The sequence below is a fragment of the Pseudovibrio sp. Tun.PSC04-5.I4 genome, from assembly GCF_900104145.1.
Classification (GTDB): domain Bacteria; phylum Pseudomonadota; class Alphaproteobacteria; order Rhizobiales; family Stappiaceae; genus Pseudovibrio.
Genome location: NZ_FNLB01000006.1, coordinates 3,009,954 through 3,025,036 on the forward strand (window position 1 = coordinate 3,009,954; position 15,083 = coordinate 3,025,036).

Here is a 15,083-nt window from a genome sequence, read left to right on the forward strand (position 1 = left end):
CATTGAATTCAGTAAAAAGGCGAGCATATTGCTCGCCTTTTTTGATTACGTCGATTGAATCAATAGAGAAACAATTAGCCTGTAGCAGTCAATCCATCTAAAACGCCAGAGACACCAGCCTCCCAGCCGAGAATGGCGCGCTTTCGCGTAATGCCCCAGTGGTAACCGCACATATTCCCTTTCGCTCCCAATACACGGTGGCAGGGAACGACGAAGGAAAGCGGGTTTTTGCCAACGGCGGTTCCCACCGCTCTGGATGCTTTCGGATTACCGAGATTATTGGCAATAGCAGAATAAGTAGTCGCTTTTCCCATAGGGATTTTAAGCAGCGTTTGCCAAACGCGGATCTCGAAATCTGTCCCAATGAAAACCACACGAAGGGGTTGATCCTCATGCCATGTTTGCGGCTCAAAAATACGTACGGTGTAAGGAGCTGTGGCGACTTGGTTTTCGTCAAACTCCGCAGCAGGCCAACGCACTGACATATCCGCAAGTGCTTTCGCTTCTTCACCTGGGTCAGCAAAAGCCAGCCCTGCCAATCCGCGATCTGTCACCATCAAAAGAACCAGACCAAACGGGCAGGGATGAAAGCCCCAGCTGATTTTTACGCCTGCACCTCGGTTTTTATAATCACCTGGTGTCATAGCTTCATGCGTCACGAATAGGTCATGAAGGCGGGCCGGACCAGAGAGGCCAACTTCAAAAGACGCTTCCAGTATACTTGCAGATTCCTGAAGGAGCGCACGTGCGTGATCAATAGTAATCGCCTGAAGAAACTGCTTTGGCGTTATCCCAGCCCATCTTGAAAACACGCGCTGCAACTGAATTGGCTGAAGGCCAACGCTATGGGCCAATACCTCTAAAGATGGCTGCTCTCTCCAATTTTCAGAGATACCCTGAAGCGTTGTCTGAACGACACGATAGTCCTCTAAAGCAGAGCTATCTTCCAAAAAGACTCCGGTTTTGAGCTTAGCTGCCAAGTTTGCGGGACTTATCATGATTTCTCAAAGCTCTTCAAATGTGCTCGTTGATTTATCAGAAATCTAATGGATTTCACCAGCAAGGGCCACCCGAAACGCGAGCGTCTAGACTTTCCGCAGTAACGCCCAAAAATGCTAGGCCTGATCAAACCCACGGTTTCGTGCTGAATAAATTGCTTGAGAGAAAGCCATGGCAAAACTTGTTCTATCATCCGGATTTAGGAAAGCCCCCACAATGAGGAAAGTTCTCTCTGACCGCACTAAAATGCGCGTTACACCGATGTCCTCGTCCTTCTCAATAAGGAGTTTCATGTGAAACGGGTTGAGGACATGTTCTTGGACAGCCCCTTTATATGTCACGTGTTTAAGACGCACTTCCACAGGCGAAACGCTAATTTCCTCATAGGTTTCTGCGGTTGCAAAATTATGACGAAACGCAAGCCAGAGGAACAAAATTGGAAGGGAAAGTAGGATCGGAGCCGGCCAAAGTCCCATAAGGACCAAAATAAGTGAATAAAAGCCGGCGATCAAACTCGCGCACCAAAGAACAATATTCACGCCTCTTCGAGACAACGAACGATGAGGGGTGAGGACTACCTGAAAGAAAGGGGGATAAGACTCCCGCTTTTGTAGATCATGGGGCATAGGTGCTATTTCGCACTCTGTTTCATTGCTACTCTTTGCTGCTTAAGAGTATAGAGCTTTCAGAGCCTACGCAAAGTCCCTTATTTCCATCGAGAGTCCTATGGTTGACGCTACCAAAACAAAGAAGGTTGCATCTTCTTTCACTGCACGCAAAAAGCCAGTTTCCCGGTCAAGGTATTCGAAAGCCGAGATTTATGAGATCTTTTCGACATTCGAAAAAGACAATCCAGAACCGGAAGGTGAGCTCAACCATAGCAATGTATTTACACTGTTGGTGGCTGTCGTTTTGTCTGCTCAAGCGACTGATGCGGGCGTGAACAAGGCGACGAAGTATCTTTTCAAAGTTGCAGATACACCAGAAAAAATGGTTGCACTTGGCGAGGATAAAATTCGGGAAGAAATTCGCACGATCGGGCTTTACAAAAACAAAGCCAAGAATACGTTCCTGCTTTCCAAATTGCTCATCGAGAACCACGCGGGGCAGGTTCCTCAAACACGTGAGGAATTAGAGACACTACCAGGCGTTGGGCGAAAAACGGCAAATGTTGTTTTGAATATAGCGTTTGGGCAGCCGACCATTGCTGTTGATACGCATTTATTCCGGATCGCAAACAGACTCGGACTAGCCCCCGGAAAAACACCATTGGATGTAGAGCTGAAGCTTGAGAAGATCATTCCACCAGAGTTCATGAGGCATTCGCATCACTGGCTCATCCTGCACGGACGTTATATCTGCAAAGCGCGCAAACCAGTTTGCGATCGTTGCATCCTTTACGACCTGTGCAAAAGCAAAGAGAAAATTCTGAAAGCGGATGTGTAGAAGCGCTTAGTCAGCGCCCCTTAATGCAACCGCGTCTTACGAAGGCGAACAACCACTTCAACGCGAGAAATTTCCATACCTTCTGGTGGTACTGGCAGGTTGTCCAGTCTCAGGCCACTGTCAGGAATATCCACGACGCGATTTTCTTCTTCCAAGAAGAAGTGATGGTGCTCTGTTGTGTTTGTGTCGAAATAGGTTTTTGTTCCTTCAACAGCAACTTCACGCAGCAAGCCAGCTTCTGTAAATTGGTGAAGCGTATTGTAAACCGTCGCCAGAGAAACAGGCACGCTCGCAAGAATAGCTTCTTCGTGAAGAACTTCCGCTGAAATATGGCGGTTTCCTTGGGAATAAAGGAGCTCTGCCAGTGCTACGCGCTGACGTGTAGGGCGCAGACCTGCGTCTCTCAACATCCCTGTTACATCTTGGTGATCGATAACCATCTGCGAGTTCATTTTTTCCTACTTCAGATCTCTCGGTGCTGATGTAATACCATCAACACAACAATTCCACCAGCATTACATCAAAAGCTACCTATTGACCCGCAACCCGAGGCTATCAATATAAGAGTACATCAACCCTGTGTACCTCTAACCAAATTAAGGCTGCAACTATACGGCTGCTTACAACAATAATAAGAAGAATAGTATAAGATTAACGCAACTGCGTACATTGAGCACACGCAAACTCACATACATCGCTCTTTCGAACTTCGGGTACGTGTGCTAGGAAAGCCAGAACAGTTAATATTTAGAACCATCGTTACGTTTAGGTAAGTGGAACCCTGCGTTTTCTGGCCTAATACTAACGACCAAATTATGCGGGAATAGAATGCAAAATAAGCGTTCGAGCTACGACAAAGAAGATTTGCTGACTTGTGGCCGTGGAGAACTGTTTGGACAGGGTAACGCCCAGCTTCCACTGCCGCCAATGCTGATGTTCGATCGAATTACCGAAATCTCTGAAGAAGGTGGGGAATACGGCAAGGGTCTTATTCGCTCTGAATTCGATATTAACCCAGATCTATGGTTCTTTGAATGCCATTTCCAGGGCGATCCTGTGATGCCTGGTTGTCTTGGCCTCGACGCTCTTTGGCAGATGACCGGCTTCTACCTTGGTTGGCTTGGTGAACCAGGTCGCGGTCGCGCACTTTCCACTGGCGAAGTAAAATTCACTGGCCAGGTTACTCCTGACGTAAAAATGCTTGAGTTTGGCGTTGATATGAAGCGCGTTATGCGCTCTCGCCTCAAGCTCGCAATTGCTGACGGTTGGGTTAAAGCTGACGGCAAAACTATTTTCGTCGCTAAAAATCTTCGTGTTGGCCTGTTTCAAGACGAAGCGAAATAAGTAATCACAATGTGCGGGGGTTTGTCATGTAAGGTGACGGACCCTTTTTTGGAATTAGGTCCTTATGGACCACTTTACCCACGGGAGACCTTAGATGAGGCGTGTGGTTGTTACTGGTATGGGCATTGTTTCTCCCCTCGGCAATAACGCTGAAGAAGTGAAAACAAGCCTTTACGAGGGTAAATCCGGTATTGTTGCAGCTGAAGACTACGAGAAGCTTGGCTTCCGTTGTCAGGTTCACGGTGCACCTACTTTGGATCCATTGGAAAAGCTTGGCCGTCGCGCTTCCCGCTTTATGGGCGAAGGTGCTGCATGGAACTTCATTGCCATGGAACAGGCTATAGAAGATTCCGGCCTTTCCGAGGATCAGATTACTAACGAACGCACTGGCCTGATTATGGGTTCTGGCGGCCCATCGACCAAAGCGATCGTTGAAGCGGCCGATATCACCCGTGAAAAAGGTCCAAGGCGCATCGGGCCGACCGCTGTTCCTAAGGCAATGAGCTCTACGAACTCCGCGACTTTGGCCACTCCGTTTAAAATTCACGGCGTCAACTACTCCATTTCCGCAGCTTGTGCGACAACCAATATCTGTATTGGTAATGCGTATGAACTGATCCAATGGGGTAAGCAGGACGTGATTTTTGCAGGCGGAGGCGAAGAACTTAATTGGACACTCTCCAACCTGTTCGACGCAATGGGCGCAATGTCCTCCAAATATAACGACACACCTTCTACGGCTTCTCGTCCATACGACAAGAACCGTGACGGCTTTGTTATTGCTGGCGGGGGCGGTGTTCTGGTTCTTGAAGAGCTTGAGCATGCAAAAGCACGCGGCGCTAAAATTTATGGCGAAATCGTCGGTTACGGCCAAACCTCTGATGGCCACGATATGGTGGCACCAAGTGGTGAAGGCGCTGCACGTTGCATGAAACTCGCGCTTAAAGACGTTGATTGTGAGGTTGATTATATCAATCCGCATGCAACTTCGACACCAGTTGGTGACACTAAAGAGATTGAAGCGATCCGCGCCGTGTTCGGTGACAAGGTTCCGCCAATTTCTGCAACTAAAGCGCTTTCTGGGCACTCGTTGGGTGCTGCAGGTGTGCATGAAGCAATCTACTCTTTGCTCATGATGCAGGGTAACTTTATTGCTGCTTCTGCTCACATTGAAGAACTAGATCCTGATTTTGAGGATATGCCAATCGTCCGCAAGCGCGTAGATAATGCAGATCTAAACTGCATTCTTTCAAATGGCTTCGGATTTGGCGGCACCAATGCGACCGTCGTGTTTAAGCGATACAACGACTAAATTTTGGGGAGCTGGGATCGCCCAGCTCCGCCAGATATTGAATTACAGGAGTTTTCTATGAGCAAGCTAATGCAGGGCAAACGTGGTCTTATCATGGGCGTTGCCAATGACCATAGTATCGCCTGGAGCATTGCCAAAGCTCTTTCCGAACAAGGGGCTGAGCTTGCCTTCACCTACCAAGGGGATGCTTTTGGTCGCCGTGTGAAACCTTTGGCGGATAGTGTTGGCTCAGACATGCTTATTCCATGCGATGTAGAAGACATCGACAGTGTGGATGGCGTGTTTACTCAGTTAAAGGAAAAATGGGGTTCCATTGATTTCCTTGTTCATGCGATTGCATTTTCAGACAAATCTGAATTGCGTGGTCGCTATGCTGATACGTCCCGCGCCAACTTTGCGCGGACAATGCAGATTTCCTGTTTTTCCTTTACAGAAATTGCAAACCGCGCAGCTGAAATCATGCCAAATGGCGGCTCTATTCTGACACTGACCTACGGTGGCGCAACAAGCGTAATGCCAAATTACAACGTAATGGGTGTTGCTAAAGCTGCTCTAGAGGCTTCCGTACGCTACTTAGCTATGGATTTAGGTGAGCAAGGTATTCGCGTGAATGCTATGTCTGCTGGTCCTGTTCGGACACTCGCCGGCGCAGGTATCTCTGACGCTCGCCTGATGTTCAACTTCCAACAAACAAACTCACCACTTAAACAGACCGTGACAAACGCTCAGCTGGGTGGCTCAGGCCTTTACCTGCTTTCTGATCTGTCTGGTGGTGTTACTGGTGAAGTTCACTTTGTGGATTCAGGTTACAATATCGTGTCTATGCCTCGCCTTGAAGAGCTGAAGGCAGCGGACAAACTGCTGCGTGAAAAAGAATCCAGTTAAGTTTTTGATGAGCATATAGCTTCAATAAACAAACAATAAAAAGCCTCTGCGATTATTCTCAGAGGTTTTTTATTGGAGCATTTCGAAACTGATTAGTTATTGATTGTTTCGTTTTTATAAACACCAAATAACCTGCTTTGGTCGATCCAACCTTCAAAATCCTTACCAGAAATACGGCAGTAACCATCAATACATTCAACAACACCCGCAAGAACCAACGGTTCTAGGTATGCTTTTATTGGTTCATTGGGACCAGGGCGTTTTCGCAGGGGTGTTGTTTCAATAACATTTAACCATGGCGTAACAAGTGCGGAACGGTAACCAGTCAACAATGTTTTGAAGACCCAGCCTTCTTTGCCTTCCCAGTCACGAATGCGGCGCCAGTCATCATATTCCTGAATAATTTCAACAGGCAGTCTACTTCTTACGAATGTCCAGCCTATATCGTGACTTCTGCTAGGACCCATCCGGACATTTACCCGATCTGATTTGAGACTAACAAACCGGGGGACTGGTAAGCCGGATACTCCAGAGCCCGCAGACTGCGCACTAGCAGTAATTACGGATGGAAAAACAAAAATAAATAATAGAAAAGCGGTTGCGAGGGCACCAAGAGCACGAAAACTTATATTTTTCATAGCGATACCGAGACTTTCCGTAGGGCAGATCCGTAATTTAGACTAAAATCGCGACACAAGTATCATAGCTTACATCTCGCGATATCCGCTAGTGGCTGCTATTAGATGTAGACGCGTTTGACAAGTCTTGTTTTCACCGGAACACTTGGTAATGAAACTTTGACAGCCTTTAAGATATTGACTCATATGGCGAGTGGCCAGAGTTAATAAACTTCATAATTTTGACAGAAGGCGGGGACGATGCCCAAAAAGAAGCCGATTGTGGTTGTGACACGGAAACTGCCAGATGTTGTTGAAACACGCATGCGGGAACTTTTCGACACACGTTTGAATGAACATGATAAACCGTTTACCCAGGCAGAACTTGTTGAAGCCGTCAAAACTGCAGATGTCCTTGTCCCAACTGTTACTGACCGCATCGACGCGTCGATTCTTGCGCAAGCCGGCCCTAATTTGAAGATAATAGCCAACTTTGGTAATGGCGTTGACAATATTGATGTGATTTCTGCCAATAATCGCGGTATCGCCATAACAAATACAGCTGGTGTGATGACCGAGGACACAGCTGACATGACAATGGCACTCATCCTTGCCGTTCCGCGTCGCCTTGCAGAGGGTATGCGTAAACTCGAAAACAAAGAATGGGATGGATGGTCTCCAACGTGGATGCTGGGTCGGCGGATCTGGGGTAAGCGTCTTGGCATCATCGGTATGGGCAGGATCGGTCAAGCGGTTGCCAGGCGCGCGAAGGCGTTTGGTATGTCTATCCATTACCACAATCGAATTCGCGAACCACTGGAGCTTGAGGAGCAGCTGGAAGCTACATTCTGGGAGAGTCTCGACCAAATGCTTGCACGGATGGATGTTGTCTCAATCCATTGCCCGCATACGCCCGGCACTTACCATTTGCTTTCTGCGCGCCGTTTGAAGCTGATGAAGCCAGATTCTTACATCGTGAACACAGCTCGCGGTGAAATTGTGGATGAGAATGCCCTCCTTCGTCAGATTGAGGCGGGAGAGCTAGCCGGCGCAGCATTGGATGTGTTTGAGCACGAACCAGCTGTCAATCCGAAGCTCGTTGCCTCAGACAAGATTGTTGTGCTGCCTCATATGGGTTCAGCAACCATTGAGGGACGTATTGATATGGGTGAAAAAGTCATCATCAATATCAAGGCCTTCATGGATGGGCACCGTCCACCGGACCGTGTTCTACCATCCATGCTCTGACAAAAACAAAGCGCTTCGAGAGGTCGAGGCGCTTTTCTTTTATAATATCCATGAGTTAGAACTATTTCAGGTACTTATTCCAAGCTGGATCCGTTTTCATTCCTGCGAGAAACTTAGCATGAGCCTCGATTTCTTCCTCTGATAAAACCGGGGGGAGGGGAACCGGGCGTTGCAGAGCAACTGCACGTTTTTCTGGCTCAAAGTCACCCATTGAATCGAGATCGATCGATTCATCATCTGGCATAAGGCCCAGATTTTTCTGCTTGCCGCCGTTCATCTCAAGATAAACTTCAGCCAGCAATTCGGCATCAAACAACGCGCCGTGATAAACACGCTTAGTGTTATCAACGCCATAGCGCGAACACAGCGCATCCAGAGAAACAGAACCGGTCGTGAATTTTCTGCGGGCCAGCTTTAGTGTATCCAACACCTGCGTGACTGGAATTTTTGGTTTGTTACAACGCCCTAACTCCATGTTGATGAACCCCATATCAAAGGGTGCGTTGTGAATGACCAAGCGAGAATCTCCAACGAAGTCAAGGAACTCATCAGCAACGTCGACGAACAATGGTTTGTCCGAGAGAAACTCCGCTGAGAGGCCATGGATGCGGAACGCTTCTGCCGGCATATCTCTTTGCGGATTCACATAGAGGTGACAGGTTCTGCCTGTCGGAATGAAATTGAAGAGCTCCACTCCGCCGATTTCAACCAATCTATCACCATCAAGCGGATTAAGACCTGTGGTTTCAGTATCGAAGGAGATTTCGCGCATAATTATACCGTTCTTTAAGCGATGGACGACACAGCCCGCATGATAGCACCAACTGCCCGGCGTGCGGTTTCAACACCCAGTCCGGTATCGACAATAAAATGCGCTTTTTTGCGTTTTTCTGCGTCGTTTAACTGTTTTGCGTAAATAGCTTCAAATTTGTCTTCTGTCATGCCCGGTCTTTCAAGAACGCGTTTGCGTTGTACATCATATGGCGCGGAAACGACGACAACGGCATCCACAGACTTGTGTTTGCCAACTTCAAAGAGGAGAGGGACGTCCAGAACGACAACTTTGTGTCTTGCTTGTTTCGCATTTTCTAAAAACTCGGCCTCAACTTCCTGAACCAGAGGATGAATGAGACTTTCCAGCAAAGTCATTTTTGCTTTGTCATGGAGAACTATTTTTCCAAGTGCTGCCCGATCTATATGACCATCGTTTACAACACCGGGAAACGCATTCCCGACTGGCTCCACTGCCTTGCCAGCGTAGAGGGCATGGACTGCTGCATCAGCATCATAAACCGCAGCCCCAGCTTCAGCAAAGAGCTTCGATGTTGTCGATTTACCCATTCCTATAGAACCGGTCAGACCCAGAATAATCATTCAGGTAAGTCCCATCTCTTTTACGATCATCTCACGAAGTTCAGCTGTCACATGAGGGCGAACGCCAAACCATTTCTCAAAACCCGGCACTGCCTGATGAAGCAACATGCCCAAGCCATCCACACTTGGGTTTCCTTGCGCTTTTGCTTCACGAAGCAGATTGGTTTGTAACGGGGAGTAAACAATATCCGTCACGACAGCAGATTTCGACAGGTTATTAAGGTCGATAGTAAGTTCTGGCTGTCCGGCCATACCAAGAGATGTGGTGTTTACGAGTAAATCCGCTTCTCCAAGTGTTTCCCCCAGAGTATCCCAAGAAACTGCGATGGTATTTGGTCCAAAATGATCCGCTAGTTTCTGCGCTTTTTCCAGCGTTCTGTTTGCGATATACACTTCTGTGAACCCTCTTGAGAGCAACGCCCAAATTATCGCGCGAGAAGCACCACCGGCACCCAAAACAATAGCTTTATTCCCGTTGTTATCCCAATCCGGCAATATTTGATCCAGGTTTCCCAGAAAACCAAGACCATCAGTATTTGAACCGTTCAATACACCGTCTTCATCCAACCAAAGCGTGTTTACAGCACCAATCGTTTTGGCTGCATCGTCTAGTTTTTCGGCGGCTTTATAAGCGTGTTCCTTGTTGGGAATAGTCACGTTGCAACCAACTAACCCATGCTTTGCTAGAGAGCCATAGAAAGTCTCTGCCGTTTCTGGTGGGACATCCTGGGCAATATACGATCCTTCAATGCCGTGTTGTTTAAGCCAGTAACCGTGGATCAAGGGAGATTTGGAGTGGCCAATAGGATGTCCTGTAACAGCAGCGTTTCTCATTTCTTCAAAACCTCAATGCTGCGCAGGTAATCCAGTAAGGCCAACAGCGGCAGACCAAGGACTGTAAAATAGTCACCCTCAATTTTTTCAAACAGTTGAACACCTTCAGCTTCCAATTGATAAGCGCCGACACTGGAAAGAATTTCGGTGCCGGTCCGGTCAATGTACCAATCGAGGAAGTCTGTTGTGAGATGGCGAACGTGGAGGACTGCGGTCGAAAGACTCTCCCATACAACTTCGCCGTCTTTCACAATACAAGCAGCGGAGTGGAGAGCATGGCTTTTGCCTGAAAAGTTTTCCAATTGCTGACGAGCAGCTTTCAGATCTTCAGGCTTCACCAACCGCGTACCTTCAAAAGCAAGGATCTGATCCGCGCCAATAACGTAAGCACCATGATGATGTGCCGAAACTTCTTTCGCTTTCGCAACGGATAATTTGGCTGCAATCACTTTTGGATCCACACCAGTGGAAAGCAATGGCTCTTCTATCTGGCGTTCATCAACATTTGCCGGAATCCTATCAAAGATAAGTCCAGCATTTTCCAAGAGAGTTGCGCGGATTTTACTTCCGCTGGCTAAAACCAGTCGTGTCATACCCTACTTTCCAAAACTGAGGATTTCTTGTGCTCTTCATTGGGATAAATCGTTGAGCTTCTCAATATTCTTCTTCTTCTTTCTGTTCATTTTTATGCTTTCTGAGCAATTCCATAATTTCTGCTGCCGTTTCCTCAATGGAACGACGTGTCACGTCAATCAAAGGCCATCCATTTTCTGCACACAATCGTTTCGACATCGCAATCTCCTGCGCGATGGACTTACGATCCACATAGCTGTCGTTATCCGTTTTGGCATCAAGAGTGAGAATACGGTTTTGGCGAATATCCCGAATGCGTTCAGCCGTCGCCATCAGACCAACAACAAGCGGCTTTTTGGCTTTAAGAAGCTGGCGGGGAGGGCGTATATTGGGGACCAGCGGGATATTTGCCGCCTTAATACCCCTATTTGCCAGATAGATACTGGTTGGCGTCTTTGATGTTCGGCTGATACCGACCAGAATTACATCTGCTTCATCCAAAACACCGGCTATCTGGCCATCGTCGTGCATCATGGTGAAGTTCATAGCGTCCATACGGCGGAAGTACTCATCATCCAAGACATGCTGCCCACCCACACGCCATGTCTCTGTGACGTTCAGATAGCTGTGAAAGACCTGGTAGACGGGTTTGAGGATGTTTACGCACGGTAGGCTCAAATCCTGACATTTCCGCTCCAGGCGGCGGGCGTAAGCTTGTTCCACAAGCGTGTAGAGAACAATTCCTGGTGCAGATTCAATCTCATCCAGCACTCTACTCAACTGTTTGTCATGTCGGATAAGCGGATAAACATGCTCAATGGGCTGGATATTCTCATATTGTGCTGTCGCAGCACGCACGACAGTCATCAAAGTTTCGCCAGTGGAATCCGAAACCATGTGCAAATGGAAGTAGTTAGAGTGGTTACCCAAGGTATCATCCTCAACATGCCTAAGAGATTTGGGAAAACTGTTCAAATCTCCATGTGCCGCCAATTTAATGCCCGCTGACCCTATTTCGTCAACAATTCTATATTTTGAGAATATTGAATTCGAAATGAACTGGAAAACAGGGATTGCACATTCCCACGAAAAAAATACACAGGACAGCTTGTGGGATGAACTGTGATCTGTGGTTATATTGAAGATAGTAACCTATTGAATCATAAAGAAAAACAATTAGTTTTCGACTCCTGTGTAGAGTCTTGCTTGTTTTTGATCTGTGACTTATCCCATAAGTGTTTTTTCAGTTAAGAATTGTGGAATTTAATTGATCCCTGCTATTCACTCACTAATAGAAATAGAAACAAGAAAATAAGAAGATTCTTTTAAAGCAGGCTTTGGATAAAAGAGGCGATTGATGCAATCTCATGAAAGAGCGGTAATGCGCGTTTTGGCAGGCGAAAAACTAGAGCGCCCACCAATCTGGATGATGCGACAAGCAGGCAGGTATTTGCCTGAGTACAGAGCTATACGAGCTCAAGCTCCAAATTTTCTCGACTTCTGCTACAACACCGATCTTGCAACAGAAGTTACTCTCCAACCAATTCGTAGGTATGGCTTCGATGCTGCCATCCTATTTTCTGACATCTTCGTAGTTCCAGATGCGCTTGGCTACCCTGTAAAATTTGAGGAGGGTCGAGGACCAGTTCTCGAACCACTCTCAATCGAACTCGTTGATAAACTTGATCAAGCTAGGACAATGGAGCATTTGGCTCCTGTTATTGCCACAATCAAGCGTTTGAGAGCTGAGTTACCGACAGAAACCACGCTTCTAGGCTTCTGCGGAGCTCCGTGGACGGTTGCTTGCTATTCTGTGGCTGGTCATACCACTCAGGACCAAGTTGCCGCTCGTATCGGCTCCTACAGGGATCCTGCGCTCCTGACTGCTTTCATCGATCATCTGGTTGAAGCTTCTATCAGCTACCTTGTGGCTCAGCTGGATGGTGGTGCTGATGCGCTTCAGATCTTTGACACATGGGCAGGTGTTTTGGATGACATTGGATTTGAACAGTGGTCTGTTGGTCCAACTCGCAAAATCGTTGATGGCGTGAAAGCTCAGCGCCCCAATGCGAAGATCATTGGTTTCCCGAAAGCATCCGCAGCGCGGCTAAAGCGCTATGTTGAAGGTACTGGTGTTGATGCAGTAGGTCTGGATTGGACTGTTCCTGCAGAAGTTGCTCAGGAAATTCAGAAGATTGTTCCTGTTCAGGGGAATATGGATCCGATGCGACTGGTTGCCGGTGGACGTGCGCTTGAAACTGGAATAGATCACTCTCTCGAAGTTTTAGGCAATGGCCCGCATATCTTTAATTTGGGTCATGGCGTTGTGCCGCAGACACCGCCAGAACACGTGGCTGAGATGGTGAAGCGCGTAAAAGGCCTGTAATCGGTTATTACAAATATTGAGGCGCGGATTATGGATGATGCATATTCCTGGGCGAAGTCCCTACACATAATTTCTGTAGTTGCTTGGATGGCAGGATTGTTCTACCTCCCGCGCCTTTTTGTCTATCACACGACGGCAGAAATCGGATCTGACAAGAGCGAAACCTTTAAGATCATGGAGCGCCGATTGCTGAAAGCAATTATGGCGCCTTCAATGATGGCCACATGGATTTTTGGTTTGTGGTTGGTTTATTTGCTTGATGCATATTTTGATCTTTGGTTTCTATTGAAGTTCTCTCTTGTTATTCTCATGACGATATATCACGTAATGCTTTCGAAGCATGTGACCAAGTTTGCGCAGGATCAAAACAAGAATAGTGAGCGATACTTTAGAATTATTAATGAGATTCCAACACTATTAATGGTTGCAATTGTGTTCCTAGTGATCTTTAAACCCTAGGTGATCCGGGCATTCGGAAATTATTATTGAAAATTTAGGAGAATTAGTGGGCAATAAGCACTTGCCGAATTGAATTCGATTAGTTATTGTGCCGACACCTTCACAGTGCAGCTTTAATAATCGCTAATCTCCTAGCGATTTTCGTAGGTCGATGAACGTCGTACCTAGAGAAGCTGCAATTCCCCCCTAACGTTTTGTGTTCGAAAGTTCTTGATCCTTTAAAGCTAAATCAAGTCCAGAACCCATAGTAAAGACGATCCCTATTTATGCGGGAAATGAAACTCAGAGACCTTAAGTCTAAAAGCCCGACTGAACTCCTTACAGTAGCTGAGGAGCATGATGTCGAAAATGCAAGTACCATGCGCAAACAGGAACTTATGTTTGCGATTTTGAAGAGACTTGCAGAGCAATATATTGAGATCATCGGCGAAGGTGTCGTAGAGGTCCTCCAAGATGGATTTGGCTTCCTCCGCTCTCCTGATGCAAACTACTTGCCAGGCCCAGACGATATTTACGTTTCACCTTCACAGATCCGTCGCTTTTCTCTGCGCACTGGTGATACTGTTGAAGGCCAGATCCGTAGCCCTAAAGATGGTGAGCGTTACTTCGCCCTTCTGAAGGTCAATAAAATCAACTTTGAAGATCCTGAAAATGCGCGACATAAGGTTCATTTTGATAACCTGACGCCGCTTTACCCAGAAGATCGCTTCAATCTTGAAATACCGGAATCCAGCTCCAAGGATATTTCTTCTCGCATTATTGATCTTGTAGCTCCGCTCGGCAAAGGCCAGCGTGCTCTGATCACTGCGCCTCCTCGGACAGGTAAAACAGTATTCCTTCAGAATATTGCGAAGTCTATTACAACCAACCATCCTGAGTGTTACCTTATCGTTCTGTTGATTGATGAGCGTCCGGAAGAAGTAACGGACATGCAGCGCACAGTTGATGGTGAAGTTGTCTCTTCTACATTTGATGAGCCTGCTTCTCGCCACGTTCAGGTTGCTGAAATGGTGATTGAAAAGGCTAAACGTCTGACTGAACATGGCCGTGACGTTGTTATCCTTCTGGATTCCATCACACGCCTCGGTCGTGCCTACAACACCGTTGTGCCGTCCTCTGGTAAAGTTCTTACTGGTGGTGTTGATGCGAACGCGTTGCAGCGTCCTAAGCGCTTCTTTGGTGCGGCTCGTAACATCGAAGAGGGTGGTTCTCTTACCATCATCGCGACGGCCCTGATTGATACCGGCAGCCGTATGGATGAAGTTATCTTCGAAGAATTCAAGGGAACGGGTAACTCCGAAATTATCCTTGATCGTAAGATCTCTGACAAACGTGTCTTCCCGGCTGTTGATATTCAGCGCTCCGGTACTCGTAAGGAAGAGCTTCTTGTTTCTGCTGATAAGCTCAAGAAGACTTTTGTTCTGCGCCGTATCCTAAGCCAGATGAATACTGTTGATGCTGTTGAGTTCCTGCTCGATAAATTGCGTCAGACAAAATCCAACGATGATTTCTTCGATTCAATGAATACATAGATTTATTGTACCGAGTTTTAGGGCCTCGCTCACTTCGGTGTGCGGGGCCTTTTTTTTGTTTGTTGATTGGATTC

17 protein-coding genes are annotated in these 15,083 nt (G+C 47.1%); 8 read left to right on the forward strand and 9 right to left on the reverse strand.

Annotated elements, in window-relative coordinates:
- Positions 1–74 precede the first annotated feature (74 nt).
- Positions 75–998 carry a methylated-DNA--[protein]-cysteine S-methyltransferase gene (locus tag BLS62_RS19220; protein ID WP_093184073.1) on the reverse strand — a complete coding sequence of 308 codons (924 nt, stop codon included), beginning with the start codon at positions 996–998 and terminating at the stop codon, positions 75–77.
- Between the two features lie 117 nt (positions 999–1,115).
- Positions 1,116–1,625 (reverse strand): DUF2244 domain-containing protein, encoded by a 510-nt coding sequence (locus BLS62_RS19225; RefSeq protein WP_093184076.1) that lies wholly within the window; start codon positions 1,623–1,625, stop codon positions 1,116–1,118.
- A 100-nt stretch (positions 1,626–1,725) separates the two neighbouring features.
- Here BLS62_RS19225 and nth point away from each other — a divergent pair, with 100 nt between their 5' ends.
- Complete coding sequence (gene nth / locus BLS62_RS19230; protein ID WP_093184079.1) at positions 1,726–2,445, forward strand: endonuclease III; 720 nt, start codon at positions 1,726–1,728, stop codon at positions 2,443–2,445.
- Positions 2,446–2,465: 20 nt separating this feature from the next.
- On the opposite strand, the gene irrA is transcribed toward nth, so the two are convergent.
- Positions 2,466–2,897 (reverse strand): iron response transcriptional regulator IrrA, encoded by a 432-nt coding sequence (irrA, locus tag BLS62_RS19235; RefSeq protein ID WP_093184082.1) that lies wholly within the window; start codon positions 2,895–2,897, stop codon positions 2,466–2,468.
- 376 nt (positions 2,898–3,273) lie between these two features.
- On the opposite strand from irrA, the gene fabA reads away from it, so the two are divergent.
- The 3 genes from fabA (at position 3,274) to fabI (ending at position 5,986) form a co-directional block, all read left to right on the forward strand.
- The gene (gene fabA, locus BLS62_RS19240) at positions 3,274–3,789 is read left to right on the forward strand and encodes a 3-hydroxyacyl-[acyl-carrier-protein] dehydratase FabA (RefSeq protein WP_093184084.1); all 516 of its coding nucleotides are present in this window, start codon (positions 3,274–3,276) and stop codon (positions 3,787–3,789) included.
- Positions 3,790–3,883: 94 nt separating this feature from the next.
- Positions 3,884–5,101, forward strand: a complete 1,218-nt coding sequence (fabB, locus tag BLS62_RS19245; protein ID WP_093184087.1) for a beta-ketoacyl-ACP synthase I — start codon at positions 3,884–3,886, stop codon at positions 5,099–5,101.
- A gap of 57 nt (positions 5,102–5,158) precedes the next feature.
- Positions 5,159–5,986, forward strand: coding sequence for an enoyl-ACP reductase FabI (gene fabI / locus BLS62_RS19250; RefSeq protein WP_093184090.1), 828 nt, complete (start codon positions 5,159–5,161; stop codon positions 5,984–5,986).
- 92 nt (positions 5,987–6,078) lie between these two features.
- Here fabI and BLS62_RS19255 read toward each other — a convergent pair whose 3' ends face one another.
- Complete coding sequence (locus BLS62_RS19255) at positions 6,079–6,624, reverse strand: SH3 domain-containing protein (protein ID WP_093184093.1); 546 nt, start codon at positions 6,622–6,624, stop codon at positions 6,079–6,081.
- Between the two features lie 240 nt (positions 6,625–6,864).
- On the opposite strand from BLS62_RS19255, the gene BLS62_RS19260 reads away from it, so the two are divergent.
- Positions 6,865–7,851: a 2-hydroxyacid dehydrogenase gene (locus tag BLS62_RS19260; RefSeq protein WP_093184096.1), complete on the forward strand. Its 987-nt coding sequence runs from the start codon at positions 6,865–6,867 to the stop codon at positions 7,849–7,851.
- A gap of 61 nt (positions 7,852–7,912) precedes the next feature.
- On the opposite strand, the gene dnaQ is transcribed toward BLS62_RS19260, so the two are convergent.
- The 5 genes from dnaQ to BLS62_RS19285 all read right to left on the reverse strand — a co-directional run bounded on the left by dnaQ (position 7,913) and on the right by BLS62_RS19285 (position 11,562).
- Positions 7,913–8,623, reverse strand: a complete 711-nt coding sequence (gene dnaQ / locus BLS62_RS19265; RefSeq protein ID WP_093184099.1) for a DNA polymerase III subunit epsilon — start codon at positions 8,621–8,623, stop codon at positions 7,913–7,915.
- 14 nt (positions 8,624–8,637) lie between these two features.
- Positions 8,638–9,225: a dephospho-CoA kinase gene (gene coaE, locus BLS62_RS19270; protein WP_093184102.1), complete on the reverse strand. Its 588-nt coding sequence runs from the start codon at positions 9,223–9,225 to the stop codon at positions 8,638–8,640.
- Positions 9,226–10,059, reverse strand: coding sequence for a shikimate dehydrogenase (locus BLS62_RS19275; protein ID WP_093184105.1), 834 nt, complete (start codon positions 10,057–10,059; stop codon positions 9,226–9,228).
- The gene (locus BLS62_RS19280) at positions 10,056–10,652 is read right to left on the reverse strand and encodes a Maf family protein (RefSeq protein WP_093184107.1); all 597 of its coding nucleotides are present in this window, start codon (positions 10,650–10,652) and stop codon (positions 10,056–10,058) included. Before BLS62_RS19280 ends, BLS62_RS19275 begins: the two co-directional genes overlap by 4 nt.
- Positions 10,653–10,713: 61 nt before the next feature.
- Positions 10,714–11,562: a pyruvate, water dikinase regulatory protein gene (locus tag BLS62_RS19285; RefSeq protein WP_093184110.1), complete on the reverse strand. Its 849-nt coding sequence runs from the start codon at positions 11,560–11,562 to the stop codon at positions 10,714–10,716.
- Positions 11,563–11,989: 427 nt separating this feature from the next.
- Here BLS62_RS19285 and hemE point away from each other — a divergent pair, with 427 nt between their 5' ends.
- The 3 genes from hemE (at position 11,990) to rho (ending at position 15,009) form a co-directional block, all read left to right on the forward strand.
- On the forward strand, positions 11,990–13,018 hold the full coding sequence (gene hemE, locus BLS62_RS19290; RefSeq protein ID WP_200798544.1) for a uroporphyrinogen decarboxylase: 1,029 nt from the start codon (positions 11,990–11,992) through the stop codon (positions 13,016–13,018).
- Between the two features lie 30 nt (positions 13,019–13,048).
- Complete coding sequence (gene hemJ, locus BLS62_RS19295) at positions 13,049–13,477, forward strand: protoporphyrinogen oxidase HemJ (RefSeq protein WP_093184116.1); 429 nt, start codon at positions 13,049–13,051, stop codon at positions 13,475–13,477.
- A 266-nt stretch (positions 13,478–13,743) separates the two neighbouring features.
- Positions 13,744–15,009, forward strand: a complete 1,266-nt coding sequence (gene rho, locus BLS62_RS19300; RefSeq protein WP_093184120.1) for a transcription termination factor Rho — start codon at positions 13,744–13,746, stop codon at positions 15,007–15,009.
- Positions 15,010–15,083 lie beyond the last annotated feature (74 nt).

Excerpts from the sequence above, each read along its gene's own strand:
- BLS62_RS19275 (WP_093184105.1), bottom strand. The coding sequence starts at position 10,059 with ATGAGAAACGCTGCTGTTACAGGACATCCTATTGGCCACTCCAAATCT.
- hemE (WP_200798544.1), top strand. The coding sequence starts at position 11,990 with ATGCAATCTCATGAAAGAGCGGTAATGCGCGTTTTGGCAGGCGAAAAA.
- coaE (WP_093184102.1), bottom strand. The coding sequence starts at position 9,225 with ATGATTATTCTGGGTCTGACCGGTTCTATAGGAATGGGTAAATCGACA.
- BLS62_RS19220 (WP_093184073.1), bottom strand. The coding sequence starts at position 998 with ATGATAAGTCCCGCAAACTTGGCAGCTAAGCTCAAAACCGGAGTCTTT.
- fabB (WP_093184087.1), top strand. The coding sequence starts at position 3,884 with ATGAGGCGTGTGGTTGTTACTGGTATGGGCATTGTTTCTCCCCTCGGC.
- fabA (WP_093184084.1), top strand. The coding sequence starts at position 3,274 with ATGCAAAATAAGCGTTCGAGCTACGACAAAGAAGATTTGCTGACTTGT.
- dnaQ (WP_093184099.1), bottom strand. The coding sequence starts at position 8,623 with ATGCGCGAAATCTCCTTCGATACTGAAACCACAGGTCTTAATCCGCTT.
- rho (WP_093184120.1), top strand. The coding sequence starts at position 13,744 with ATGCGGGAAATGAAACTCAGAGACCTTAAGTCTAAAAGCCCGACTGAA.
- fabI (WP_093184090.1), top strand. The coding sequence starts at position 5,159 with ATGAGCAAGCTAATGCAGGGCAAACGTGGTCTTATCATGGGCGTTGCC.
- hemJ (WP_093184116.1), top strand. The coding sequence starts at position 13,049 with ATGGATGATGCATATTCCTGGGCGAAGTCCCTACACATAATTTCTGTA.
- BLS62_RS19260 (WP_093184096.1), top strand. The coding sequence starts at position 6,865 with ATGCCCAAAAAGAAGCCGATTGTGGTTGTGACACGGAAACTGCCAGAT.
- irrA (WP_093184082.1), bottom strand. The coding sequence starts at position 2,897 with ATGAACTCGCAGATGGTTATCGATCACCAAGATGTAACAGGGATGTTG.
- BLS62_RS19255 (WP_093184093.1), bottom strand. The coding sequence starts at position 6,624 with ATGAAAAATATAAGTTTTCGTGCTCTTGGTGCCCTCGCAACCGCTTTT.
- nth (WP_093184079.1), top strand. The coding sequence starts at position 1,726 with ATGGTTGACGCTACCAAAACAAAGAAGGTTGCATCTTCTTTCACTGCA.
- BLS62_RS19225 (WP_093184076.1), bottom strand. The coding sequence starts at position 1,625 with ATGCCCCATGATCTACAAAAGCGGGAGTCTTATCCCCCTTTCTTTCAG.
- BLS62_RS19280 (WP_093184107.1), bottom strand. The coding sequence starts at position 10,652 with ATGACACGACTGGTTTTAGCCAGCGGAAGTAAAATCCGCGCAACTCTC.